Source organism: Flavobacterium cupriresistens (assembly GCF_020911925.1).
Lineage (GTDB): Bacteria > Bacteroidota > Bacteroidia > Flavobacteriales > Flavobacteriaceae > Flavobacterium > Flavobacterium cupriresistens.
The window spans coordinates 730,625-754,107 of the sequence record NZ_CP087134.1; the positions used below are offsets into that span (position 1 = coordinate 730,625).

The 23,483-nt window shown below is 35.1% G+C and carries 20 protein-coding genes; 13 read left to right on the top strand and 7 right to left on the bottom strand.

What is annotated here, in order from left to right; all coding sequences use genetic code 11:
* Positions 1–498: 498 nt before the first annotated feature.
* A complete protein-coding gene (gene gdhA / locus LNP23_RS03395; RefSeq protein ID WP_047776719.1) occupies positions 499–1,842 on the bottom strand; it encodes an NADP-specific glutamate dehydrogenase in 1,344 nt (447 codons plus the stop codon).
* A 325-nt stretch (positions 1,843–2,167) separates the two neighbouring features.
* On the opposite strand from gdhA, the gene LNP23_RS03400 reads away from it, so the two are divergent.
* Positions 2,168–2,959 (top strand): THC0290_0291 family protein, encoded by a 792-nt coding sequence (locus LNP23_RS03400; RefSeq protein WP_230003748.1) that lies wholly within the window; start codon positions 2,168–2,170, stop codon positions 2,957–2,959.
* Between the two features lie 405 nt (positions 2,960–3,364).
* Positions 3,365–3,712, top strand: a complete 348-nt coding sequence (locus tag LNP23_RS03405) for a T9SS type A sorting domain-containing protein (protein ID WP_230003750.1) — start codon at positions 3,365–3,367, stop codon at positions 3,710–3,712.
* A 368-nt stretch (positions 3,713–4,080) separates the two neighbouring features.
* Here the strand turns inward: LNP23_RS03405 and LNP23_RS03410 are convergent, their stop codons facing one another.
* Positions 4,081–5,223 carry a cystathionine gamma-synthase gene (locus LNP23_RS03410; protein ID WP_230003752.1) on the bottom strand — a complete coding sequence of 381 codons (1,143 nt, stop codon included), beginning with the start codon at positions 5,221–5,223 and terminating at the stop codon, positions 4,081–4,083.
* Positions 5,224–5,328: 105 nt separating this feature from the next.
* Between LNP23_RS03410 and LNP23_RS03415 the strand changes: the two genes are divergently transcribed.
* Both LNP23_RS03415 and LNP23_RS03420 read left to right on the top strand, forming a co-directional pair.
* The gene (locus tag LNP23_RS03415; RefSeq protein ID WP_047776712.1) at positions 5,329–6,072 is read left to right on the top strand and encodes a DUF3298 and DUF4163 domain-containing protein; all 744 of its coding nucleotides are present in this window, start codon (positions 5,329–5,331) and stop codon (positions 6,070–6,072) included.
* Between the two features lie 272 nt (positions 6,073–6,344).
* Positions 6,345–6,653: a hypothetical protein gene (locus LNP23_RS03420; protein WP_230003754.1), complete on the top strand. Its 309-nt coding sequence runs from the start codon at positions 6,345–6,347 to the stop codon at positions 6,651–6,653.
* 8 nt (positions 6,654–6,661) lie between these two features.
* Here the strand turns inward: LNP23_RS03420 and LNP23_RS03425 are convergent, their stop codons facing one another.
* From LNP23_RS03425 to LNP23_RS03435, 3 genes are all read right to left on the bottom strand, one after another.
* Positions 6,662–7,801: an ATP-binding protein gene (locus tag LNP23_RS03425; RefSeq protein WP_047776707.1), complete on the bottom strand. Its 1,140-nt coding sequence runs from the start codon at positions 7,799–7,801 to the stop codon at positions 6,662–6,664.
* A 351-nt stretch (positions 7,802–8,152) separates the two neighbouring features.
* Positions 8,153–8,905 carry an SDR family NAD(P)-dependent oxidoreductase gene (locus LNP23_RS03430; protein WP_230003756.1) on the bottom strand — a complete coding sequence of 251 codons (753 nt, stop codon included), beginning with the start codon at positions 8,903–8,905 and terminating at the stop codon, positions 8,153–8,155.
* A gap of 153 nt (positions 8,906–9,058) precedes the next feature.
* A complete protein-coding gene (locus tag LNP23_RS03435; RefSeq protein WP_230003758.1) occupies positions 9,059–9,934 on the bottom strand; it encodes an aldo/keto reductase in 876 nt (291 codons plus the stop codon).
* A 223-nt stretch (positions 9,935–10,157) separates the two neighbouring features.
* Between LNP23_RS03435 and LNP23_RS03440 the strand changes: the two genes are divergently transcribed.
* The 8 genes from LNP23_RS03440 (at position 10,158) to LNP23_RS03475 (ending at position 19,641) form a co-directional block, all read left to right on the top strand.
* The gene (locus LNP23_RS03440; RefSeq protein WP_047776704.1) at positions 10,158–11,162 is read left to right on the top strand and encodes an AAA family ATPase; all 1,005 of its coding nucleotides are present in this window, start codon (positions 10,158–10,160) and stop codon (positions 11,160–11,162) included.
* Between the two features lie 81 nt (positions 11,163–11,243).
* A complete protein-coding gene (locus tag LNP23_RS03445) occupies positions 11,244–12,107 on the top strand; it encodes a DUF58 domain-containing protein (protein ID WP_047776702.1) in 864 nt (287 codons plus the stop codon).
* A 150-nt stretch (positions 12,108–12,257) separates the two neighbouring features.
* Positions 12,258–13,889, top strand: a complete 1,632-nt coding sequence (locus LNP23_RS03450) for a phenylalanine--tRNA ligase subunit alpha (RefSeq protein ID WP_230003759.1) — start codon at positions 12,258–12,260, stop codon at positions 13,887–13,889.
* On the top strand, positions 13,889–14,890 hold the full coding sequence (locus LNP23_RS03455; RefSeq protein WP_047776699.1) for a vWA domain-containing protein: 1,002 nt from the start codon (positions 13,889–13,891) through the stop codon (positions 14,888–14,890). Before LNP23_RS03450 ends, LNP23_RS03455 begins: the two co-directional genes overlap by 1 nt.
* 183 nt (positions 14,891–15,073) lie before the next feature.
* Positions 15,074–16,108 (top strand): VWA domain-containing protein, encoded by a 1,035-nt coding sequence (locus tag LNP23_RS03460; RefSeq protein WP_230003761.1) that lies wholly within the window; start codon positions 15,074–15,076, stop codon positions 16,106–16,108.
* 44 nt (positions 16,109–16,152) lie between these two features.
* Positions 16,153–16,929, top strand: a complete 777-nt coding sequence (locus LNP23_RS03465; RefSeq protein WP_047776697.1) for a tetratricopeptide repeat protein — start codon at positions 16,153–16,155, stop codon at positions 16,927–16,929.
* 126 nt (positions 16,930–17,055) lie between these two features.
* Positions 17,056–18,804, top strand: coding sequence for a BatD family protein (locus LNP23_RS03470; protein WP_230003763.1), 1,749 nt, complete (start codon positions 17,056–17,058; stop codon positions 18,802–18,804).
* A 90-nt stretch (positions 18,805–18,894) separates the two neighbouring features.
* Positions 18,895–19,641, top strand: coding sequence for a tetratricopeptide repeat protein (locus LNP23_RS03475; protein WP_230003765.1), 747 nt, complete (start codon positions 18,895–18,897; stop codon positions 19,639–19,641).
* Between the two features lie 375 nt (positions 19,642–20,016).
* On the opposite strand, the gene LNP23_RS03480 is transcribed toward LNP23_RS03475, so the two are convergent.
* Positions 20,017–20,586 carry a 5-formyltetrahydrofolate cyclo-ligase gene (locus tag LNP23_RS03480; protein ID WP_230003767.1) on the bottom strand — a complete coding sequence of 190 codons (570 nt, stop codon included), beginning with the start codon at positions 20,584–20,586 and terminating at the stop codon, positions 20,017–20,019.
* Entirely contained in the window at positions 20,573–21,553 is a 981-nt protein-coding gene (locus tag LNP23_RS03485; RefSeq protein WP_047776691.1) for a succinylglutamate desuccinylase/aspartoacylase family protein, read from the bottom strand. Before LNP23_RS03485 ends, LNP23_RS03480 begins: the two co-directional genes overlap by 14 nt.
* A 136-nt stretch (positions 21,554–21,689) precedes the next feature.
* Here LNP23_RS03485 and uvrC point away from each other — a divergent pair, with 136 nt between their 5' ends.
* Positions 21,690–23,483 (top strand): excinuclease ABC subunit UvrC, encoded by a 1,794-nt coding sequence (gene uvrC, locus LNP23_RS03490; RefSeq protein ID WP_230003769.1) that lies wholly within the window; start codon positions 21,690–21,692, stop codon positions 23,481–23,483.

Below are 23,483 nucleotides of genomic sequence, written 5' to 3' on the forward strand. Positions count from 1 at the left end.
TGTTCTCTTCATAAATAATTCAGACTGCTATTTTCATGAATTGGGGCTAATTGTTTTTTTGCCACGAATTTCACGAATTTTTCCGAATTACTTTTTGTCATTTCCAGCAAGGTCTTTTTTCCACGAATTTCACGAATTAGCTCGAATTATTTTTTTGCCACAGATTAAAAAGATTTATACCGATTATCTAATCATTTTGATCTTTTTTCTAGCAGATTTACTTCGTCTGTTTGCTATCGCTCGCGTTGTAGATTTTAGAAAAAGTACTAATCCAAAAAACAGCTTGCCATTTTATTTACCTATTTCCATTTGAATGACATGCTGTAAAAGTTAGCCACTCTTTTTCAAAGTCTAAAAACGTATTGCATTGCAATCTGTGGTAAAATAAAAATAGTCTCGATTCGCAACTGATTTCAGACTATAAAAAACACTAAAACAAAAAAATGCCTTCGATTCATCATAAGACGAATGAAGGCATTTATTAAATTGTAATTAAAATTACACTACACCTTGAGCAAGCATAGCATCAGCAACTTTAACAAATCCGGCAATATTAGCTCCTTTTACGTAATTTACATAACCGTCTTCACCAACACCGTATTTTTTACATTGGTTGTGAATTCCAACCATGATATCTTTTAATCTTAAATCTACTTCTTCACTAGTCCAGTTCAGACGAATAGAGTTCTGTGTCATTTCTAACCCAGATGCAGCAACTCCTCCTGCATTTGCAGCTTTTCCTGGAGCGAATAATACTTTATTGTCTAAGAATAATTTAATAGCATCTAGTGTAGAAGGCATATTAGCAGCTTCTGTTACACACAATACTCCATTATCGATTAGTTTTTGAGCATCTTCACCATTCAATTCGTTTTGAGTAGCACATGGAATCGCGATATCTACTTTTACTTCCCAAGGGCTTTTTCCTTTATGGAAAACAGCATTTGGATATTTCTTAAGGTAGTTCTCAGCTCTGTTATCTCCGGTTGCTCTCATTTCAACCATATGTTCGATTTTCTCTCCAGAGATTCCTTCCTCATCATAAACATAACCATCAGGTCCGGAAATTGTTACCACTTTCCCGCCTAATTCATTTATTTTCAAAGCAACACCCCAAGCCACGTTTCCGAAACCTGAAATAGCTACTCTTTTTCCTTTTATCTCATGTCCGATAGTACGTAACATTTGGTCTGTAAAATAAACCACTCCGTATCCGGTAGCCTCAGGACGAATTAATGAACCACCGTAAGCAATTCCTTTTCCGGTTAAAACACCGGTAAATTCGTTTCTGATTCTTTTGTATTGACCAAATAAATAACCAATTTCTCTTGCACCAACACCGATATCTCCCGCAGGAACATCCAGATCAGGACCAATATGGCGACATAATTCAGTCATAAAGGACTGACAGAAACGCATGATCTCTCCATCGGTTTTTCCTTCAGGATCAAAATCAGAACCTCCTTTTCCACCTCCCATAGGAAGTGTTGTCAGACTATTTTTAAAAACTTGTTCAAAAGCAAGAAATTTCAATACAGACAAATTCACTGTATGATGAAATCTAATTCCACCCTTGTAAGGTCCGATAGCAGAATTCATTTGAATTCTGAAACCTCTGTTTACAATGATCTCTCCATTATCATCTACCCATGGAACTCTAAAAATTATAGAACGTTCTGGCTCAGCCATTCTAAGAAGTAAGTTTTTTCCATCGTACTTTTTTCTTTCAGCGATAAATGGAATTACCGTTTCTGCAAATTCTCTAACGGCTTGAAGAAATTCTGGCTCGTTTGGATTTTTTGACTCAACAAGAGCCATAAATTCATTTATTTTTTGTTCCATTTTTTAAATAAATTATTCTAGTAAATTATTTTATTTACACTCCTTGTAAACTTAGAAAACACGTTTAAGAAAACGTTTTCGTTTTGACACGCAAAGATAGGATAAAATGATAATTTAATGCTATTTTTTTTTATTTGAATCATCGAATTATATTTTTTTCAAACAATCCGAAAAATACTATTTTACACTTCTAAATTTAGATCAAAACAACCCAACTAAAAGTAGCAAATTAAGCATTTTGCTACTTATTTTCTAATAGCACAATTTAAAATTTTGAATCGGGCATGTTTTTTATATATTTGCCAAGATTTGAAAGCCCAAACTCATGCTTAAACCTATAGTACTCACATTATTCGCCTTGTTAGGAGTCTCAACCAACGTTAATGCGCAATCTTTTGCACAAGAAGTAGGAATAATATTCGGACCTGTATCTTTTCAGTCCGATTATGGAGAAAGAAACAATTTTGACACCACTATAGGAAATACAGGCTTTGGTCTGGGAATTGTACACTTCATCAACTTTTCTGCTAATAACAACAGAGGTGGTTTTTTCTCAGAACATTTTAAAGTCAGATCGGAATTATCATTCAATACTACCAAATTAAATCATTTCGGAGCATCAGTAGAAGGAAATCCATCAAAGTTATCGACTCAGCAACTCAAAGCCATGTCCGGACGTTCTACCTTATTGAACCTTGGCGCACAATTAGAATTTTCTCCATTTATGAAAATACATGATTATGAGAGAAGTATTGGTGTGTTTAGTCCTTATTTAAGTTTAGGATTTATGGCTAGTTATTACTCCACAAAAGTAAGTTCTACGTTGGGTCCTTTGGGAACTCCAGAGACCACTTATCCAAAATATCTTGTCCCTTCAGATGGTCGAAAATATGGTTTTTCTGAGGAAACCGGTGTCGCTTTCTCTGTGACAACAGGTATCGGAGTACATTACAAATTAAATGAAATAAACGATTTAATGTTGGATATACGTTATCAAGGTTTTAGTTCTGACTGGGTTGACGGTTTAAACCCAAACAAAACCAGATACAAAGAAAACAAATCTAATGACTCTCAGGTTTGGCTTAACATAGGGTACATATATTACTTTGGGGACTAACATACTTTAAATTCCAAATTTTTTGAAATTCCAAATTCCAAATTTTCTGAAAAGTATACTTTTTTGGTTTTAAATCTAAAGATTTTTTTTTCTGCTGTTTGTGGCTTTATTTTGGGTACAGCTTAAAAAAAATTAAACCGATACTGTGGATTATTTTCATTTCCTTGATCCTAAAGTGGTAGGTTTTAATTAACCTCTCCATAAATAAAATGGATCTGTACCCTAATCAATACCCAACAAACAAAACAACACTTTACAAGAATTTCGGCGCCTTTTAAACTTGATTACAAAGTTTTAAAAACGCACAACGAATATGATTTTATTCATAACACCGATAAAACACATAGGAGTTAAACCTAATAGTATCCTGAATTTTGTTTTTCATAACATATAAATATTCTTTTTATGAAAAACTTCTACGCTACATTACTACTTTTATTAATTACCTGCTCCTTCTCTCTTGCTCAAACCAAAATATCTTTTCACAAAAAAGGAGACAATACAGCACCCGTAGATTCAGACCCCCTTAACTTAAAATACTATCCGAACCCGGTTAAAGATGTTTTCTATATTTCCTTTGACAAAGAGATTACGACTATAGCGGTTATTAATTTCTTAGGGCAGACGGTTATCGAAAAATCAATTCATTCGGCTCAGGGAAGTGTTGATATGTCAGCTTTAGCTCCCGGTGTTTACTTTATAAAAGTCACAACCCCGAGTCTTTCTAAAACCTTAAAAATCATAAAAGAATAAGGATTTCTTTGAAATAAATTTCAATTTCTTAAATTCCAAATTCCAATTTTTTTCAAGAAGTACTAAAACTATATTCGTCTTGAAGATTCGCGTGCATACTTTAAAACAATCTGCAAAACTGATCTTTTTAGAACTTCTTTCAAAATTACAAAGCCCAGCTTAAACAAACTCACCTGACTTATATTGTTGAAATTTTAACGCTGATACGCCAATTAATTGAACTTAAAAAAGAAATAAGTCCCAGTTTACAGTCCCAGTCTCAATTAAGAACTGCAAACTGAGACTGTAAACTGAGACTGTAAACTGAGACTCATCCTTACATTTATTCATAAAAAAAACGCCTCCAATGGAGACGTTTCTTATTGTTCTTATGCTAAAGCCTGTTCTAAGTCGGCGATTAAGTCTTCTGCATCTTCGATACCCACACTCAAACGAACTAAGTCGTCGGTGATACCGACTTCTGCTCGTTTATCAGCCGGAATAGAAGCATGTGTCATTAAAGCTGGATGATTTGCTAGTGACTCCACTCCACCTAATGATTCTGCAAGAGTAAAAACTTTAAGTTTCTCTAAAAAGGCGATCGAATCTTCTTTTTTACCTGATTTAAAGTCAAACGAAACCATTCCACCAAACGCTTTCATTTGCTTTTTAGCAATTTCATGAAATGGGTGACTTGTAAGTCCCGGATAATAAACCGTTTTTACTTTTGGATGATTTGCCAAAAACTCAACTACTTTTTCTCCATTTTCACAATGTCTTTGTACTCTAAGAGAAAGTGTTTTAATTCCTCTCAAAACCAAGAAACTATCCATTGGCCCAAGTGTTGCTCCGGTTGCAAATTGCTGAAAATGCAATTGCTCTCCTAAAGCCTCATCTTTTACTATAAGCGCTCCGGCAATAACATCGGAATGCCCGCCTAAATATTTTGTAGCAGAATGCATCACGATGTCTGCACCCAAATCAAGTGGTTTTTGCAAATAAGGAGTCGCAAAAGTATTGTCTACTGCTAACCAGATTTTATGTTCTTTGGTTATTTTTGCTATTTCCTGAATATCGGCCAATTTCATCAACGGATTTGTTGGTGTTTCTACCCAAATCAATTTTGTATTTTCATTGATTAAAGCTTTCAACTTTGCGATATCGGTCATATCAACAAAATGAAATTTAATCCCAGAATCCTTATAAACTCTTGAAAACATTCTATAGGTTCCCCCATATAAATCGTCCATGGCAATTACTTCGTCGCCTGCTTTAAAAGATCGCAATACACAATCTGTAGCCGCCAAACCAGAAGAAAAAGCCAATCCACGTGTACCGTTTTCTATACTTGCCAAAGCATTTTCTAATGCTGTGCGTGTAGGATTTGATGCACGACTGTATTCATAATCCCCCAAAGGTTGCCCCGGGCTGGTCTGAATATAAGTTGAAGTTTGATATACCGGAGGCATAACAGCTCCTGTACTCGGGTCATGATGTTGACCACCATGTATCACTTTTGTATTGAATTTCATATAGTTACCTTTTTTTAACCTGATTTACGAATACAAATTTACCGTTTAATTTATTTTAATCCTGTCACAACTTCTTACCTTTGTATATAATTAACATTTTTACACATGAAAAAGTATCTTTTTTTAGTCTTCACGTTTCTCCTATTCATCAGCTGCAGCAAGGAGCTTTCTTTTGAAAACGAAACATTTCAAAAAAAATCGGCTTTGCCTTGTGATAAAGACTGTCCAAACATCAGCATCGATCTTCCAATTGCAAAAAACATCCCGATTGTAGCAGACAGCATCAATAAAAAAGTATTCTCGGTAGTAAAAGAAATTGTTTACTTTGAAGAGAAACCATTAAAATCAGCGGACTATAATTCATTAGCCTCTTCCTTTATTGCTTCCTATGAAGAAATGCACAAAAAATTCCCAACAGAAACTTTTGGCTGGGAAGCTAAAATCATAGGCAATGTCGAATTTCAATCGGAACAGATTTTAAATATAAAAATCGATCATTATACTTTTACAGGAGGAGCACACGGGTATCAAGGGTATCGTTCTTTATTGTTTAATCCTAAAACCGGAAAAGTAATTTTTAACGATCAGATTTTCAAAAATCAAAAAGAATTTAAGGCTCTTGCCGAAAAAGAGTTCCGAACTAAATACAAAATTCCTGAAAAAGCCAACATTAATGCTACGGGATTGATGTTTGAAAACGACAAATTTCAATTGCCACAGAATATTTTTTATACTTCAGAGGGTTTGCTTTTATATTACAACTCCTATGAGGCTGCCTCCTATGCTGATGGTCCAAAAGAAATTCTTTTTCCGTATGAGAAAATCAAATCTTATCTGCTTTTTCAATAATTTATCTCTATACCAATTACACTTATAATACATTGAAAGCCGGATATAGATTCAAAAAAGAAGCTAGACTCTAATATTTGTACATTAGAAATGAAACATTAATTCATTCTCTAATGCTAACATAGGATTATTAGTCCCCGAAAGTCATGTAAATAGCTTTAGATATATTAACGACAAAGCTTATTGGATGGATCGGTTTACAAAAACAAGAAGGATTCGAGGAAATCGGTTATCAAAAGGCTTTGTTGAAATAAATTTTTAACATACCTCAGATGAAAGATAATAAACTATATCATATACTGGATTTAATCGAAGAGATAGATAAAGTCGACAAAATGATTCTTTTACATGAAAATTCCAGTTCCGCTGTAATGTCAAATCAATATAAAAATCAAAAACTAAAATTAAGCAATTATCTAGTTAAAGAGCTTTTGACAAATAGTGACAACAGATCTGAAGTTATGTATATCATTAAACTTTTCATTGAAAAATTCTATACTAATGAGATCAGTCACCTACAATTCGAAGAGAATGATAATTTAAAAAAGATAGAAAATATATTTATCGAAAACTACGGCTAGTCTTCCTTTTACTGCACATCATATTTCATTTTTCGTAGAATACGCAACGCCTCTTTAAAGGATAGATAGACCTGTCCAAAAGGTTTTAGAAGTAATTTGGCATCAATTAGTTTTTGCTTGGCGTCGTCAAAACCATTCAGATAACAAATCATAAAAGTAGACGGAAGATTTTCTAAATCCACTAATTCCCTTTCAGAAAGGACAACCCCTTTTTGTAATTTCTGAAGCAATGTCACATTCGAATTGTAGATATGATACAGCATTCGTCGGTTGAATTCCGGAGGCTGAAAAAGTATTTTACGATCGATTTTATAGTAACCGTTATCAAAAAAGCGAATCGTTTGTTCTTCCAACGGATAGTAACTTGTTTTATCATTTAACCCCAAAGGAACATACTCGGTTATTGTAAAACTGTCATCATCAAACACGATGGTAACCACATCCTGAGCGGAGTAAAAAAGCTTAATTTGCTCATTAATCAACTCAATATCTACCCGGGACAAAAAGGTCTTATCCCTTGATTTTTTTGGAACTCCGGCCCAACAAATTACAAACAATTCTTTAAAAACATGGTATTTAGGCGACATGTCTTTGTGCCTGAAATTCATGAAATCGATAACACCGTCCAGCGTATATTGGATACTGTTTCTGGAACTGTTTTCAATTCCGATAACGGTTTCGGTATTTTGATAATTCTTTTCAACTTCCCCTTCTACAGGAATCGAATTACTCCCGCGTCGTACAAAAACACTATTCGCTACAATGGTATGAATACCTTTTTTAAAATAGGAAATTTTATTTTTGGGTTTAATCGTAACCAATCCGACTACCCTGTCTTTTGGAAGATTCGGAAACGGTACATTCTCGTACTGTATCTTAGGCGGATTTTCTAAAAAGGCATTCACCAGGTTTTGTATTCGGCTATCATCGAAGAAGTCATCACCGACAATCTCGTTATCCTGATCTTCAACCCCCACCACGATATAGGAATTATTGGTAGGATTTGAATTAGACAAGGCACAAATGTGTTTCAGGAACTTTCCTTTTCCTTCACGGGTATGTAGATTCAACTGTCTTTTTTTATCATAAAAACTGCTCTCGTCATTGTGAGCGAGTAAGTTTTTGATTAAAAGACGTTTATTGATCATAGTTCCGTTTTTTTGTCGCGAATTGCACTAATTTTTAAAATTAAAACTTCACCTCTTTACTATTAAATTTAATCGCAAGATTAGCAAAGTTCAAGTATAGCATTACGACTCCTTTTTTAATTTTATGCTCAATTTTTTCTGCACGCAGATTTAGCAGATTAGGCTGATCTTATTTACCTCGTTATAAAAAATCTATGCAATCTGCCAAATCTGCGTGAAAAATTTAATTCTGTTTATTTCTCAAAGTAAGGTCAAAGTTCACAAGGTTTTACGCAAAGTATGTTATTTTTTATTTACAAAAACTTTACCTTAATAAACTAGACAGTAGATCAGAACTGTCATAAAACAATCTTAACTCCTTTTAACAATCGTAGATGATGCTTGTGCTGTACTCATCACAACCAAATCGGCGATATTAACATGATAAGGCCTTGACACTACAAAATGAATAATATCTGCAATATCTTCTGCCTGTAACGGATCAAATCCTTTGTAAACATTAGAAGCCCTCTCTGTGTCGCCCTTAAAACGAACTTCGCTAAATTCGGTCGCAACCATTCCCGGGTGGATTCCGCCTACTCTAATTCCGTATGGATTTAAATCGATTCGCATTCCATTTGTAATTGCATCAACGGCATGTTTTGAGGCGCAATATACATTTCCGTTCGGGTATACTTCTTTTGCTGCTGTGGATCCGATGTTGATAATATGCCCTGACTTTCTTTCGATCATTTGTGGCATTACTGCTTTCGAAACATACAAAAGTCCTTTTACATTAATATCAATCATAGCATCCCAATCCTCAACATCTCCATTCTGAATTGGATCTAAACCATGTGCATTTCCGGCATTATTGATTAAAACATCAATCACGGAAAATGCTTCCGGTAAAGAATTAATACGCTCAAAAGTTGCCTTTTTATCTCGTACATCAAAGGATAAGGAATGGACTTCTGTAAAAGCAGAAAGTTCTGTTTCCAGTTCAGCCAAACGGTCTGTACGTCTTCCGCAAAGGATAATTTTATAGTTATTTTTAGCCATTATTTGTGCGGTTGCTTTTCCAATTCCGCTAGTAGCTCCAGTAATTAAAACTGTTTTTTTCATTCTGAGAATTTGTTTGTTTTTTTTCCACGAATTTCACGAATTTGCACTAATTTAATTTGTGTCAATCGGTGAAATTCGTGGCAAAATATTTTTAATTTACAATCTTACCTTAGCAGCAAAACTAAATTCTGATCGTATTTAACGAGTCACAAATTAGGCAACATCATCGCCCATACTCTCGCTCCAAATAGCAAACCAGTCTTCTTTATCCATTTCTAATTCTACTGCTTTCATCAACGATTGAATTCTGGCGATGTTAACTGTTCCTGCAATCGGAATCACTTTGGCCGGATGCTTTAAAATCCAAGAAAGTAAAAGTGTATCAGAACCAAAATGGTACTTTTCCACTAAAGTCGAAAGCAATTTTTTCAGACGACGTGTTTTTTTGGTGTCTTCTCTAAAAACAGTTCCAAGCGGATTCCATGACAGCGGTCTGATTCCATGAGTCTGCATATAATCTAAACTTCCGTCAGTCATCGCTTCAAAATGCGTAGCCGAAAATTGAACCTGATTGTAATTTACATCTGTTTTCTGACGAATCAGCTCGGTTTGAGAACTAGTGAAATTGGAAAGTCCAAAATCTAAAATCTTACCTTCCGCTTTCAATTTTCCAACTGCCTCTGCAATTTCATCTGCCTGCATTAAAGGACTTGGTCTGTGCAATAAAAAAACATCAACGTAATCTGTTTTTAGTTTTTTTAATGATTCTTCAACCGACCAAACAATATATTCTTTAGAGTACTCATAGTGCTTAATTTTATTCTCCGGACGCTTTTCAGCAATCATCTGGATTCCGCACTTGGTGATTAACTGCAGTTTTTCTCTGGAAATTTTGCTTGCCTGGAATGCTTTTCCGAAATCGGCTTCTGTAGTATAGGATCCGTAAATATCGGCGTGATCAAAAGTTGTAATTTTGTTTTCGATACAAACCTGTATCATATTTTCCATTTCTTTAGTTGTAAGGTTTTTATCCCATACTCCCCAATTCATAGTGCCCGAAATTATAGGCGATAATGTTGTTTTGCTCATGGTAGTATTGCGTTATTTTTGGTATTAAATATGCATTTGTAAAGCATAATCATCAAAGTTCTTAAAAATATAAAAATAGATTCACAATTCACCCTTAAAATTAGTTCGTTGGTCGAAGTTTTAACCATTCTTTAACATCTTACTTATCAAAAAATATTCAATTTGCACTCTCAAAAGTTAGGCATAAAAATCAACGTCTTAAAAAAGTTTTAAAAATATTTATATGGAAGAGAATACGACGACTTTAGACATTAGAGCGATAAATGAAAAAATTGAAAGAGAAAGTGCTTTTATAGACCTTCTTACAATGGAAATGAACAAAGTCATTGTGGGCCAGAAACATATGGTCGAGCGTTTATTGATTGGTCTTCTAGGACAAGGACACATTTTATTGGAAGGTGTTCCGGGATTAGCCAAAACTTTAGCGATTAATACTTTGTCGCAAGCGGTTCAGGGATCCTTCAGCCGTATTCAGTTTACACCTGACTTATTACCTGCCGATGTTGTCGGGACGATGATTTACAACATCAAGCAAAACGAATTTTCTATTAAGAAAGGACCAATTTTTGCCAATTTCGTACTTGCAGATGAGATTAACCGTGCTCCGGCAAAGGTTCAATCTGCCTTATTAGAGGCCATGCAGGAGAAACAAGTTACTATTGGGGATACTACTTTTAAACTAGATCGTCCGTTTTTAGTTTTAGCAACTCAAAATCCTGTTGAGCAAGAAGGAACGTATCAGCTTCCGGAAGCACAAGTCGATCGTTTTATGTTGAAAACGGTTATTGACTATCCAAAAATTGATGAAGAACGCTTTGTAATTCGTCAAAACCTAAAAGGAAGTTACGAAAAAGTAAATCCGGTTGTTTCTGTTGAACAAATTTTACGTGCGCAAGAAGCGGTTCGTGAAGTTTACATGGACGAAAAAATCGAAAAATATATTTTAGATATCATCTTTGCTACCCGTTATCCGGAAAAATACAAACTAGCAGACTTAAAACCTCTTATCAGTTTCGGAGCATCACCACGTGGAAGTATCAATTTAGCTAATGCCGCAAAATGTTACGCCTTTATCAAACGTCGTGGTTATGTAATTCCAGAAGATGTTCGCGCTGTTGTACATGATGTTTTACGTCACAGAGTCGGGATCACGTATGAGGCTGAAGCCGAAAACATTACTTCTGTAGACATTATCAACAAAATCGTAAACGAGATTGAGGTACCTTAAAAATTTGTTTAATGTTTCAGGTTTCAAGTTGTTGAAAAAACGAACTTGAAACTTGAAACTTTTAAACTTTAAACAAATAAAATGGATACAAAAGAGCTTTTAAAAAAAGTACGGAAAATAGAAATCAAAACCAAAAGACTGAGTAATCATATCTTTTCTGGGGAGTACCACTCTTCTTTTAAGGGACGAGGAATGACTTTTAGCGAAGTGCGTCAGTACCAATACGGCGATGATATTCGTAACATCGATTGGAATGTAACGGCACGCTACAACGAAGCTCACGTGAAAGTTTTTGAAGAAGAACGTGAATTGACCATGGTTTTAATGGTTGACATCTCAGGTTCAGAAGGTTTTGGTTCAAAGAGCCAGTTCAAAAAAGACATTGTAACCGAAATTGCGGCAACAATGGCTTTTTCGGCTACACAAAATAATGACAAAATTGGTTTAATATTATTTTCAGACAATATAGAATTGTATATTCCCCCAAAAAAAGGGCGTTCACATGTTTTGAGAATCATTCGCGAATTAATCGAATTCGAACCTAAAAGTCAGAAAACCGATATTGCTCAGGCATTGAAGTTTTTATCGGGGACGCAAAAAAAGAAGGCTATCGTTTTTATGATTTCAGATTTCATGTCTGAAAATTATGAGCAAACATTAAAAATTGCTTCTAAAAAACATGATCTTACCGGCGTTCGCGTATACGACATTCGTGAGGAAAAAATCCCAAATTTAGGAATGGTAACCATGCTTGATGCTGAAACCGGCAAAATTCAGCTGGTAGATACTGGTTCTAAAACGGTGCGATTGAATTATGAAAAACATTATCAGACAAGAGTAAATTATTTTAAAGAAACGTTTAGTAAATCTGGTGCAGGTGTCGTAAACACAAGAGTAGATGAAAATTACGTAACCAAATTGTTGGGGTATTTTAAATCGAGATAAATCATAATTTTAGATGGCAGATTTTAGATTATTAGAAATCGAATAATTTAAGACTCTGTTTTACACCAATAAAAATCCGTTTAAATCTGTATCATCCGTGTTCCATTTTTAAGCATTCATTTTAGACTAAAATCTGAAATCATAAATCAAATGAAATTTAAACTTTACATATTTTTATTTTTACTTTCTTCAACTGTTTTTGCGCAGAGCAAACCGGTTGAAACCAGTATTGATACTACAAAAAATAAAATTGGAGCTGAATTTAAGTTAACTCTTAAAACAGTAGTGAGTTCAAAATCTAAAGTTGTTTTTCCAAAACTAAAAAACATTGGACCTTTAGAAGTAATTGAATCCTACCCAATTGATACTGTTAAGAAAAATGACACTTACGAGCTGATCAAAAAATACGGTTTAACCCAATTTGATTCGGGAAAATATACCATTCCGAGCATCAAGATTTTAATTGATAAAAAACCTTACTTAACCGATTCAATCCGGGTTGAAGTAGCCAATGTAAAAGTGGATACTTTACAGCAAAAGATGTACGACATCAAAGACATAACCACTATTGACAGTGGTTTTGGCAATTGGTGGAAATACGTTTTAGCACTACTTTTACTAATCGGAATTGGTGTTTTTGTGTATTGGTTTGTGAAAAAACGTCAACAGAAAAAAATCGAAGAAGAGATTTACAAAACTCCTATTGAAAAAGCGACCAGCTTATTAAACAATCTGGAGAAAAAAGAACTTTGGCAAAAAGGAGAAGTAAAAGAATACTATAGCGAACTAACTGATATTGCTCGTAATTACATCGAGGAAGCCATTCAGATTCCTGCTATGGAAAGTACCACTTCTGAATTAATACAGGGAATCAGAACTGCTTCTACCAAAAAGAAAATGACACTGACACCTGAAACGGTTGAGAATTTAGAACGTGTTTTACGTCAGGCGGATTTGGTGAAATTTGCAAAATCTAAACCACTGGACTTCGAAATTACAGAAGACCGAAACAAAATCCAGAAAGTGATTTTGACACTTGACAATGCGATTCCGACTGAAATTCCGACTGAAGAAGATGAAATTTTAAATGAAGCACAGAGACAAAAACAAATCAAGCTTCAATTAAAGAAACAACGCAACAAGCGAATTACAATAGCGATTGGTTCTGTTATTTCCCTAATAGTTGCAACAACCCTATTCTTTATTGCTACGAAAGGTTTTACTGCCGTAAAAGACACCATTTTAATGAAAGCCACTAAAGGGCTTCTAGAAGGTGAATGGGTAAAAAGCGAATACGGAAATCCCGGTATTTTAATTGAAACTCCAAAAGTCCTGAAACGTATGGACGCTCAAAAAGTGCTTCCAAAAGAGACCATGGCTTTGATTAAAGAAATGCAACTTTTTGCGTACGGAAGCATGCTTGAAAATTTCTATATTACAGTTTCTACAAGTAAATTCAAAAATCCGGTTGAACTGGATTTAGCCAAAACGTTAGAAGGTTCTTTAAAAGTAATCGAAGCGCAAGGCGGGCAAAATATAATCGTAAAACAAGAAGATTTTCAAACCAACGAAGGTGTTCAGGGACTTAAAGGGTACGGAACAATGACCATTATAAATCCGGTTGACAAAACAAGTGCAAAAGCTTATTATGAAATTTTGCTTTTCAAACAAGATCAAGGATTACAACAAATCACGATTTTGCATGAAGAAGGCGATAAATATGCCAACGATATCGCTACCCGAATATTAAATTCTGTTGAACTTAGAAAAGCAGGTAACTAATGAGCAAGATAACTTTTTTAAATCCAGAATTTTTTTGGCTGTTTCTATTAATTCCAATTGCAATTATTTGGTTTTTATGGAAACGCAACCAGCAGACCGCAACTTTAAAGATGAGTTCAACAGCCGGTTTTAAAAATAGTGCTTCACTATTGACAAAGCTAAAACCGTCTTTATATGTTTTCAGAGTGATTGCTTTATCTTCTTTGATTATTGCATTAGCGAGACCTCGTACCGTAGACATAAGTAATCAGACTAAAACAACAAAAGGAATCGATATTGTCATGGCAATTGACGTTTCGGGAAGTATGTTGGCCAAAGATTTAAAGCCTAACCGTATGGAGGCTTTAAAAAGAGTAGCAGCTGACTTTGTTGGGGAAAGACCTAATGACAGAATCGGATTGGTTTTATATGCTTCTGAAGCGTACACGAAGACACCTGTTACAAGCGACAAAGCAATTATCTTAGAAGCAATCAAAGGAATTAAATATGATACTACGCTGCAAGACGGAACCGGAATCGGAATGGGACTGGCAACAGCCGTAAACAGACTTAAAGACAGTAAAGCAAAAAGCCGTGTTATTATATTACTTACCGATGGTGTAAATAATGCCGGTTTTATTGAGCCTGAAACAGCAGCCGATATCGCAAAACAATACGGAATAAAAGTATACACCGTGGGTATTGGAAGTAACGGAATGGCAGAATCACCATATGCTTACGGGCCAAATGGCGGATTTTTATTTAAACTGCAAAAAGTAGAAATCGACGAACGATTAATGAAAAGCATTGCCAGAAAAACCGACGGAACTTATTTCAGAGCAACAAGTAACGACAGATTAGCTCAGATATACAATGCAATTAATAAATTAGAAACCACCGAAATTCAGGAATTAAAATTCTACGATTACGACGAAAAATACAGAAGTTTTGTTTTACTCGCAGCCTTTTTACTACTGTTAGAAATTGGTTTACGAAATACGGTTTACAGAAGCTTCATTTAATTTTTGCAAAATTAAAAAATTTCAAATTCCAATTGGAATCTGAAATTGAAATTATAAATTGAAGTTTACAACGATTAAAATTTAAAATTTGAGACAATCTAAAAGGTTGGAACTTGGAATTTAAACCTCGAGACCATCCAAAGGTTGGAATTTGGAATTTCTCATTTGGAATTTAAAAAAATTATGGAATTAGACGAAAAAAAATATTTATACCTTTTATTCTTACTCCCGATTGTGGTGTGTGTTTTTCTTTTCAATATGTATTGGAAAAGAAAAAAACAACGCGAATTTGGTGATTTGGAAATGGTGAAAAAACTGAGCCCTGAACGTTCTGTTTTCAAACCGGTATTAAAACTGGTTGTGCTTCTTTTGGCACTTCTTTGTTTAATTATCGGACTGGTGAATCCGAAAATCGGGACCAAAATGGAAACCGTAAAACGAGAAGGGATTGACATTGTTTTTGCCGTTGACGTTTCTAAAAGTATGCTTGCCGAAGATGTGGCGCCTAATCGTTTAGAGAAAAGTAAACAATTGGTTTCGCAAATTATAAATCAATTAGGAAGTGACCGAATTGGTATTGTAGCCTATGCGGGAAGTGCTTTCCCGGTTTTGCCTATTACATCCGATTACAGCGTTGCTAAAATGTTTTTGCAAAGCATGACTCCGGACATGGTCTCCTCACAAGGAACGTCTCTTGACGAAGCCATCCGATTATCGTCGACTTATTTTGATGAAAAAAGCAAAACCAGTAAGTTATTAATTCTGATTTCTGACGGAGAAGACCACTCTGAAGGCGCTTCAACTGCAGCCGAAGAAGCCAATAAAATGGGGATGAAGATTATTACCATCGGGATCGGAACTGAAAAAGGAGGCACCATTCCTTTAAAAGTAAATGGTGTTATACAAAGCTACCAGAAAGACAACAACGATCAGGTGGTGATTACCAAACTAAATCAGGAAGGGCTAAAAACCATTGCTAAAGCTACGAAAGGCGGTTATATTTATGGCGGTAGCACCAAAGAGGTTTTAGAATATGTGAAAAATGCGCTGAATAACATCCAGAAAACAGAATTTGAAGCGACGCAAATGGCGGATTTTCAATCGCAGTTCCAATGGTTTATTGGTTTTGCATTCCTGTTACTGTTTGTTGACATTTTCCTTTTAGAAAGAAAAACAAATTGGATCAAAGAGTTGAATTTATTTAACGAAAAGAAATAAGTGCTCCGGTTTAAAATCGGATCAAAAAAAATAAAAAAATTAGAATGAAAAATTTACTTCTTTATATTTTACTAACGGTTTCTCTGGCGGTTTCGGCTCAAGAGAAAGACAAAACATTGCCTGATGCCAATGAGGAATATAAGCAGAATAAATTTGTTGATGCAGAAGCAAATTATAGAATTTCGGAATCTAAATTCCCAAGACGCAGTGTTGCTTCTTACAATTTAGGAAATACTATTTACAAACAAAATCAGGCTTCTGAGGCAAAACTGGCTTACGCGAAAGCCATAAAGAATGCCAAAACCCGACCTGACAAACATAAGGCTTTTCACAATATAGGAAATGTCTTCATGAAAGAGAAAGATTATACGCAGGCAGTAGAAGCGTACAAACAAGCATTGCGTAACGATCCTACAGACGATGAAACACGTTACAATTATGCATTGGCCAAGCAAAAGCTAAAAGAAAATCCGCCTAAAAAAGACAAGAACAAAGACGACAAGGACAAGAATAAAAAGAACGACAAAAAAGACGATCAGAAAAAAGACGGCGACAATAAAGACAAAAAGGACGGAAAAGACGATCAGAAGAAAAAAGACAAAGGCGATCAAGACAAGGATAAAAAAGACGGAAAAAACGATCCGAAGAAAGACGATAAGTCCGACAACAACGGAGAGCCAAAACCAATGCCAGGCGGAATTTCAAAAGAACGTGTTCAGAATTTATTAGATGCCGTAAATAACGAAGAGAAGAAAATTCAAGATAAAGTAAACGCTCAAAAAGTAAAAGGAAGTCCTAAAAAAACCGAAAAAGACTGGTAAATATAAGTTGAATCGTTAATTTGTTTGATTGTTAATTTGCCAAATAAACAATTAAACAGTTAAACGTCCAAACAGCCAAACACATAAACAGCTAAACGATTAAGCGATTAAACAGTTAAACAATTAATGAAACGATATTTAATTCTATTACTATTCACTTTTCAAGGGCTTATGGCTCAAGTTCAATTTGAAGCCAAAGTAAGTAAAAACACGCTTGGACTAAACGAAAGACTTCGAATTGACTTTATCATGAATGTTGACGGAGATAATTTCGATCAGCCTACATTTGACGGATTTAAAGTCGTAGCAGGACCGAGTCAGCAGGTCAGTCAGTCTTGGGTTAATGGAAGAAGTTCTTTCCAGAAAATCTACTCTTATATTCTACAACCGGCACAAAAAGGAACTCTTACGATCAAACAATCTTCTATAGATTATAATGGTCAGACCTATAAAACATCCCCTATAAAAATAACGGTTAACAATGCGGTTGCTCAGGAGAGAGATCCTAACGACAGACCACAGGGATCCGGAAGCGAAACACTGAATCTGGTAGCAGAAATTTCAAAAACAAACCCATATCTGAATGAACCGATTACAGTGGTTTATAAATTGTATTTCAACAACATTGGAGTAACCGGTTTTAAAGAGCTGGCCAAACCCAAATACAATGATTTCTGGAATCAGAATATAGATGTGAAGCAGTTGTCTATTGAAGAAGGAAACTATCAAGGGCAAAGATGTTATTTTGTTGTACTGAAGAAGACTATTTTATATCCACAAAAATCAGGAAGACTAACTATTGAGCCACTCTCTTTAGATATTGGAGTTCAATTTCCAACAAATCGTCGTGATATGTTTGGACAAATGATTCTCTCTGACGGGAACAAAGTCGTATCAGCCGGCGCTAAAACAATTAACGTAAGACCACTTCCAGAATCGAGTAAACCCGAAGGATTTAGTGGTGCTGTAGGTAAATTTGACTTTAGAGTTACTCCTTCTAAAACAACCCTTAAAAACGGTGAAAGTCTGGACTTAGTAGTCAGTGCCACCGGAAACGGAAACATGAAATTGTTTACCCTGCCAAAACCGGTTGTGCCAAATGCATTAGAAATGTACGATCCGGTTCATGATGAAAAAGTAACCACTTCGTTGAACGGAATGTCCGGAAGAATATCTGATAAGTATACCATTATTCCACAATACAAAGGAAAATATGCGATCAAACCAATGCAATTTTCTTATTTTGATTTGAATACCGGTTCTTATAAAACGATTACTTCATCAGAAATAATGGTTGATGTTTTAGACGGTCCTATGCAGGCTGAAGCAAGTGCTACCGCAAATGCATCGAAAAATGTTCTTTCAAAAACAGAACAATTCAAATACATCAAATCTAAAACAACATTAGTTTCAATCGTTAAAGACGACTTTTATGGTTCGGATTTGTATTACGGATTGTTGTTCCTTCCTTTTGTAATTCTGCCGATTATCATTTTGGCTAAGAAGAGAAAAGAAGCAATTGATGGTGACGTAACCGGAAACAGAATTAAAATGAACAATAAACTGGCTAAAAAATATTTATCTGAAGCTAAAAAACAGCTTGCTAATAAAGAGCCTTTTTATATTGCACTTGAAAAAGCAATGCACAATTTCCTGAAAGCCAAATTACATATTGAGACTTCAGAAATGAGTAAAGACAATATCAGGGAGTTATTATTATCCCGAAATGCCAATCCGGAATCGGTACAGAATTTCATCAACCTAACAGAAAACTGTGAATTTGCGCGATATGCTCCGGCATCAAGCACTTCAATTCAACAGGATTATGACAGAGCCGTTTTGATTATCTCTGAATTAGAGAAACAAATTGTTTAACGCTTACAGCAGTACACTAAGAAATTAGCTAACAATGGACCGCATGCCAGTTCGAACGGTTTAAATTATTGTTACAATAAAGAACATAAAATGAAAAATATACTTTACGTCTTTTTATTAATCTCCCAGGTTTTCTTTGCCCAGAATGGCTTCGAAAAAGGAAATGTTTTGTATCAAAAAGGCCAATATCAGCAAGCGGTAGAAGAATATGAAAACGTTATTAAGGAAGACAAACTGCAATCGGCTGAATTGTATTTTAACTTGGCCAACAGTTATTACAAACTCAACAAAGTAGCGCCATCTATATACAATTATGAAAAAGCATTGGTTCTAAAACCGCATGACGAACAGACTTTAAACAATTTAAAGTTCGCCAAAAAACTGACAATTGACGAAATCAAAGAAGTTCCAAAAGTTGGTTTTGCCAAACTCATTCAGAATTTTACGGGTATTTTTAACTACAATACCTGGGCAAAAATTGCCGTTGGAATTGCTTTCGCCTTTTTACTAAGTTTTATCGGGTATTATTTCTCACAACTTACCCTTTCAAAAAGAATCTATTTCATCGGAATGTTTGTTCTTTTGATTGCTTTAGTCTTAAGTGTTACAGCCGGAATGTCTGAAAAAAGCCATTTTGATAATGACCGTCCTGCCATTGTTTTTTCTGAAATGAGTGAAGTAAGAAGCGAACCTCAAAAAGCAGGCTCTGCAATTATCCTATTGCACGAAGGAGCAAAAGTTTATGTTATGGAAACAGTAGGAAGCTGGAAAAAAATAGAATTAACAGACGGAAGTGAAGGCTGGATTGATGCTACAACTATTAAAGAAGTAAAATAACTTTTTTTTAAACCATATAAGTTATATAAGAGCATTTAAGTATTGGTTTTTTAAAAGTGTTAGCGCTCACCACAGTTAGCCAAATTTATATTTTCTTATATAAAGAATTAGCACCTACTCCTATTTTGCGCAATCTTGTCCTTTCAACGAAGAGCGGACTGAACTGAGAGCTGGATCGATGCTTCAACTATCAAAGTAAAATAACTTTTTTTAACCATATAAGTTATATAAGAGCATGTAAGTCCCTGTTTTCTAAATTGTCGGCATTACCCAAGCAACTAAACTTATATTTACTTGCTTAGCCATTCCCACAAACAAGCAGCCAAACTTATATTTACTTCTATAACTTATATGGTTAAAAAAAAACAGTAACCCTTAAAACGTATATACCTTCTCTGGTGTAACGCAATAGTTCAATTTTATATCTAATTCAAAAACGTCTTCAATCAGGTTTTCCGCCTCAAAGAAAGAAAGTCCAATTTTGATGGTTTCGGGTTTGCATGCTGCTAAGAATTTATCGTAGAAGCCTTTTCCGTACCCAACACGATTTCCCACAAGATCAAAAGCAAGCAGCGGCACAAAAACAACTTCTATCATTTCTGCTGCCACAGGCAAACCATTTACCGGTTCGGGAATATTGTATTCGTTTTTTTTGATTTTGGTATTATCGGTCAATAAAAAATGAGTCATATCTCTGGTTTCAAAATCACTTTTAGAAACCACGATTTCTTTGTCTTTCCCGGAAAGCAAATGCAAAATATATTCGGTATTTACTTCTTTTTGCTCTTCGATGGGAAGGAAAACATGGAAATACGTTTTATTCCAAATAGGCAGTTCGATTAGATTATTGGCGATGGCCAGACTTTTATCTTCAGCAACATCAAGGGGTAACTCTTTGCGGAAATTTTTATACTGTATTCTTAGTTCTTTTTTATTCGTCGACATGATCGGGGAAATTTTTAGACATATGATAAATCGCGTCACCTTCGTAAACAATCGGCGAATGATTGGCATTGATTATAAATCCGTCGTGAGGCGCTTTTACTTTTTGTTCAAATTTACCAAAGGGATCTGTAATTATGGCCAAAATTGTTCCTTTAGTTACAAATCGGCCAATCATATTAAAGTCATGCAACAAACCCGAACATTTCGCCCGCAACCAAACAGAATGTTTAATATAAATCGAAGGATCCTCTGCTTCTTCTACTATTTGTTTTGCATCGAGCATCTTTAAATAATGAAGCAAGCGCTTCGCTCCCATCACCCCCTCATTGGCCACTTCGTTATTGATATCTAATGATTTTCCTCCTTCAAAAAGAAGCATTTTGACATTGGCTTTTTCAGAAGTATTTCGAAAAGAACCGCTAATATTTTTAGAGTACAAGGTAAATGGCGCATTAAAAACATCGGCCAAAACCTTCAACTCGGGATTATTCTCCGTAATTCTAATCTGCGGTGCATTAAAACGACTGGCACCTCCTGCATGAAAATCTACCGCATAATCTATAATCGGAAGAATATGTTCTACGATATTATAAGCAAAACGACTGGCCAAAGAACCTTTTTTACTTCCCGGAAAAACACGATTCAAGTCACGTCCGTCGGGAAATTCACGTGATTTATTTACAAAACCGTACATATTAATAACCGGAATACAAATAATAGTTCCTCTACTTGGTCGATTAATTCGCTTACTAATTAACTGTCTAACCACCTCGATACCATTAATTTCGTCTCCATGAATTCCGGCAGAGAATAACACCACAGGGCCTTCTAATTTTGAACGACGGACAATAACGGGAATATTAAGTTTTGTAGTGGTATGCAATCTGGCGATTTCGACATTTATGGTTCTGCTTTCTCCCGGCAGGATCGTCTCACCAAAAATGATAATGGGCGTGTTATTTTTCATATAGAATTATAAAATCTAAATATAGAAATTATTCTTTTGATTTCGTAAATTTGAAACTAAATCAATGTTAGCTTATTTTCAAAATCGGAACGCTTTTTGAAAAAGTTTCGCAACAATCTTCAGTAATAAAAACAGAATGCAAAAACCGTCTTTAGATCTTCAAATCCAAACCTTGCCGGACAATCCCGGTGTTTATCAATATTATGACAAAGACGGGAAAATATTGTACGTTGGAAAAGCCAAAAACTTAAAAAAAAGGGTTTCTTCTTATTTCAATAAAATTCACGATACTGCCAAAACAAATGTACTGGTAAAAAAAATTGTTACGATAAAACACATCGTGGTTCCAACCGAAACCGATGCGCTTTTGTTAGAAAACAACTTAATCAAAACCTTGCAACCGCGGTATAATGTGTTGTTGCGCGATGACAAAAGTTATCCTTGGATTTGTATAAAAAAAGAATCTTTTTCGAGAATATTCTCTACCCGAAGAATGGTCAAAGATGGTTCCGAATATTTTGGTCCTTACACCAGTTTCAAAACAGTGCACACCATTTTGGATTTAATCAAAGAGTTGTACCCGTTGCGAACCTGTAACTATGATTTGAGTGAATCCAACATCAATTCAGGAAAATTTAAAGTTTGTCTCGAATATCACATCGGGAACTGCAAAGGCCCTTGTGAGGGATTGCAATCTTTAGAGGACTATCAAAAACAGCTGGATGCTATTCGTGAAATTCTGAAAGGAAATTTCAAGGAAAGCATGAAAGATTTCAAACGTCTGATGACCCAATATGCGCAGAATTTGCATTTTGAAGAAGCACAAAAAATAAAAGAAAAAATAGAAGTTCTGGAAAATTACCAGTCGCGATCGACTATTGTAAATCCAAAAATCACCAATGTAGATGTCTTTTCTATTGTATCGGATGAAAGTGCGGCTTATGTCAACTTTCTCCAGATTTCTCATGGATCGATTATTCGTTCACATACTTTAGAAATGAAAAAGAAACTGGACGAAAGCGACGAAGAATTATTAGAACTTGCCATTATTGAACTTAGGGAACGCTTTCAATTACTATCCAAAGAAATTATTGTTCCGTTTGAAATTGATTTGGGAGAAAAAATAAAAACAACTGTTCCTCAACTTGGAGATAAAAAGCAGATCTTGGATTTATCGATTCGAAATGCCAAATTCTACCGCATAGAACAGCTCAAGCAATTGCAAATTGTAGATCCCGACCGCCATACCAACCGTATCATGGCACAAATGCAAAAAGACTTACGGTTACCGACTGAACCACGCCACATCGAATGTTTTGACAACTCGAACATTCAGGGAACAAATCCTGTTGCGGCCTGCGTTGTTTTTAAAGATGGAAAAGCCAGCAAAAAAGACTATCGCCATTTTAATGTGAAAACGGTGGAAGGCCCTGATGACTTTGCTTCGATGACCGAAATTGTATACCGCCGCTACAAACGTTTACTGGACGAGAACGAACCCTTGCCACAACTTATCATTATTGACGGTGGAAAAGGACAATTATCTGCCGCTCTAAAAAGTATTGACGAGTTAGGATTAAGAGGAAAAATTGCCATTATCGGAATTGCAAAACGTCTGGAAGAATTATTCTATCCCGGAGATTCGATCCCGTTATACTTAGATAAAAAATCAGAAACGTTAAAAGTAATCCAGCAATTGCGAAATGAAGCGCACCGATTTGGTATTACTTTTCATCGTGATAAACGCAGTAAAGCAGCACTAAACTCTTCTGTAGAAAGCATCCCGGGTATTGGCGAAAAAACCATGCTCACGTTAATTCAACATTTCAAAAGTGTTAAAAGATTAAAACTGGCTACAGAAAAAGAAATATCAGATGTAATAGGAGTATCAAAAGCCAAAAAAATTGTCGACTTTTACAAAACCAACTAG

Bases quoted from the DNA above. Each gene is read 5' to 3' on its own strand.
- LNP23_RS03405 (WP_230003750.1), top strand. From the start codon at position 3,365: ATGAAAAACTTCTACGCTACATTACTACTTTTATTAATTACCTGCTCC.
- LNP23_RS03410 (WP_230003752.1), bottom strand. From the start codon at position 5,223: ATGAAATTCAATACAAAAGTGATACATGGTGGTCAACATCATGACCCG.
- LNP23_RS03440 (WP_047776704.1), top strand. From the start codon at position 10,158: ATGGAAGAGAATACGACGACTTTAGACATTAGAGCGATAAATGAAAAA.
- LNP23_RS03455 (WP_047776699.1), top strand. From the start codon at position 13,889: ATGAGCAAGATAACTTTTTTAAATCCAGAATTTTTTTGGCTGTTTCTA.
- LNP23_RS03465 (WP_047776697.1), top strand. From the start codon at position 16,153: ATGAAAAATTTACTTCTTTATATTTTACTAACGGTTTCTCTGGCGGTT.
- LNP23_RS03485 (WP_047776691.1), bottom strand. From the start codon at position 21,553: ATGAAAAATAACACGCCCATTATCATTTTTGGTGAGACGATCCTGCCG.
- LNP23_RS03415 (WP_047776712.1), top strand. From the start codon at position 5,329: ATGAAAAAGTATCTTTTTTTAGTCTTCACGTTTCTCCTATTCATCAGC.
- gdhA (WP_047776719.1), bottom strand. From the start codon at position 1,842: ATGGAACAAAAAATAAATGAATTTATGGCTCTTGTTGAGTCAAAAAAT.
- uvrC (WP_230003769.1), top strand. From the start codon at position 21,690: ATGCAAAAACCGTCTTTAGATCTTCAAATCCAAACCTTGCCGGACAAT.
- LNP23_RS03430 (WP_230003756.1), bottom strand. From the start codon at position 8,905: ATGAAAAAAACAGTTTTAATTACTGGAGCTACTAGCGGAATTGGAAAA.
- LNP23_RS03400 (WP_230003748.1), top strand. From the start codon at position 2,168: ATGCTTAAACCTATAGTACTCACATTATTCGCCTTGTTAGGAGTCTCA.
- LNP23_RS03445 (WP_047776702.1), top strand. From the start codon at position 11,244: ATGGATACAAAAGAGCTTTTAAAAAAAGTACGGAAAATAGAAATCAAA.
- LNP23_RS03420 (WP_230003754.1), top strand. From the start codon at position 6,345: ATGAAAGATAATAAACTATATCATATACTGGATTTAATCGAAGAGATA.
- LNP23_RS03450 (WP_230003759.1), top strand. From the start codon at position 12,258: ATGAAATTTAAACTTTACATATTTTTATTTTTACTTTCTTCAACTGTT.
- LNP23_RS03425 (WP_047776707.1), bottom strand. From the start codon at position 7,801: ATGATCAATAAACGTCTTTTAATCAAAAACTTACTCGCTCACAATGAC.
- LNP23_RS03470 (WP_230003763.1), top strand. From the start codon at position 17,056: ATGAAACGATATTTAATTCTATTACTATTCACTTTTCAAGGGCTTATG.
- LNP23_RS03480 (WP_230003767.1), bottom strand. From the start codon at position 20,586: ATGTCGACGAATAAAAAAGAACTAAGAATACAGTATAAAAATTTCCGC.
- LNP23_RS03460 (WP_230003761.1), top strand. From the start codon at position 15,074: ATGGAATTAGACGAAAAAAAATATTTATACCTTTTATTCTTACTCCCG.
- LNP23_RS03475 (WP_230003765.1), top strand. From the start codon at position 18,895: ATGAAAAATATACTTTACGTCTTTTTATTAATCTCCCAGGTTTTCTTT.
- LNP23_RS03435 (WP_230003758.1), bottom strand. From the start codon at position 9,934: ATGAGCAAAACAACATTATCGCCTATAATTTCGGGCACTATGAATTGG.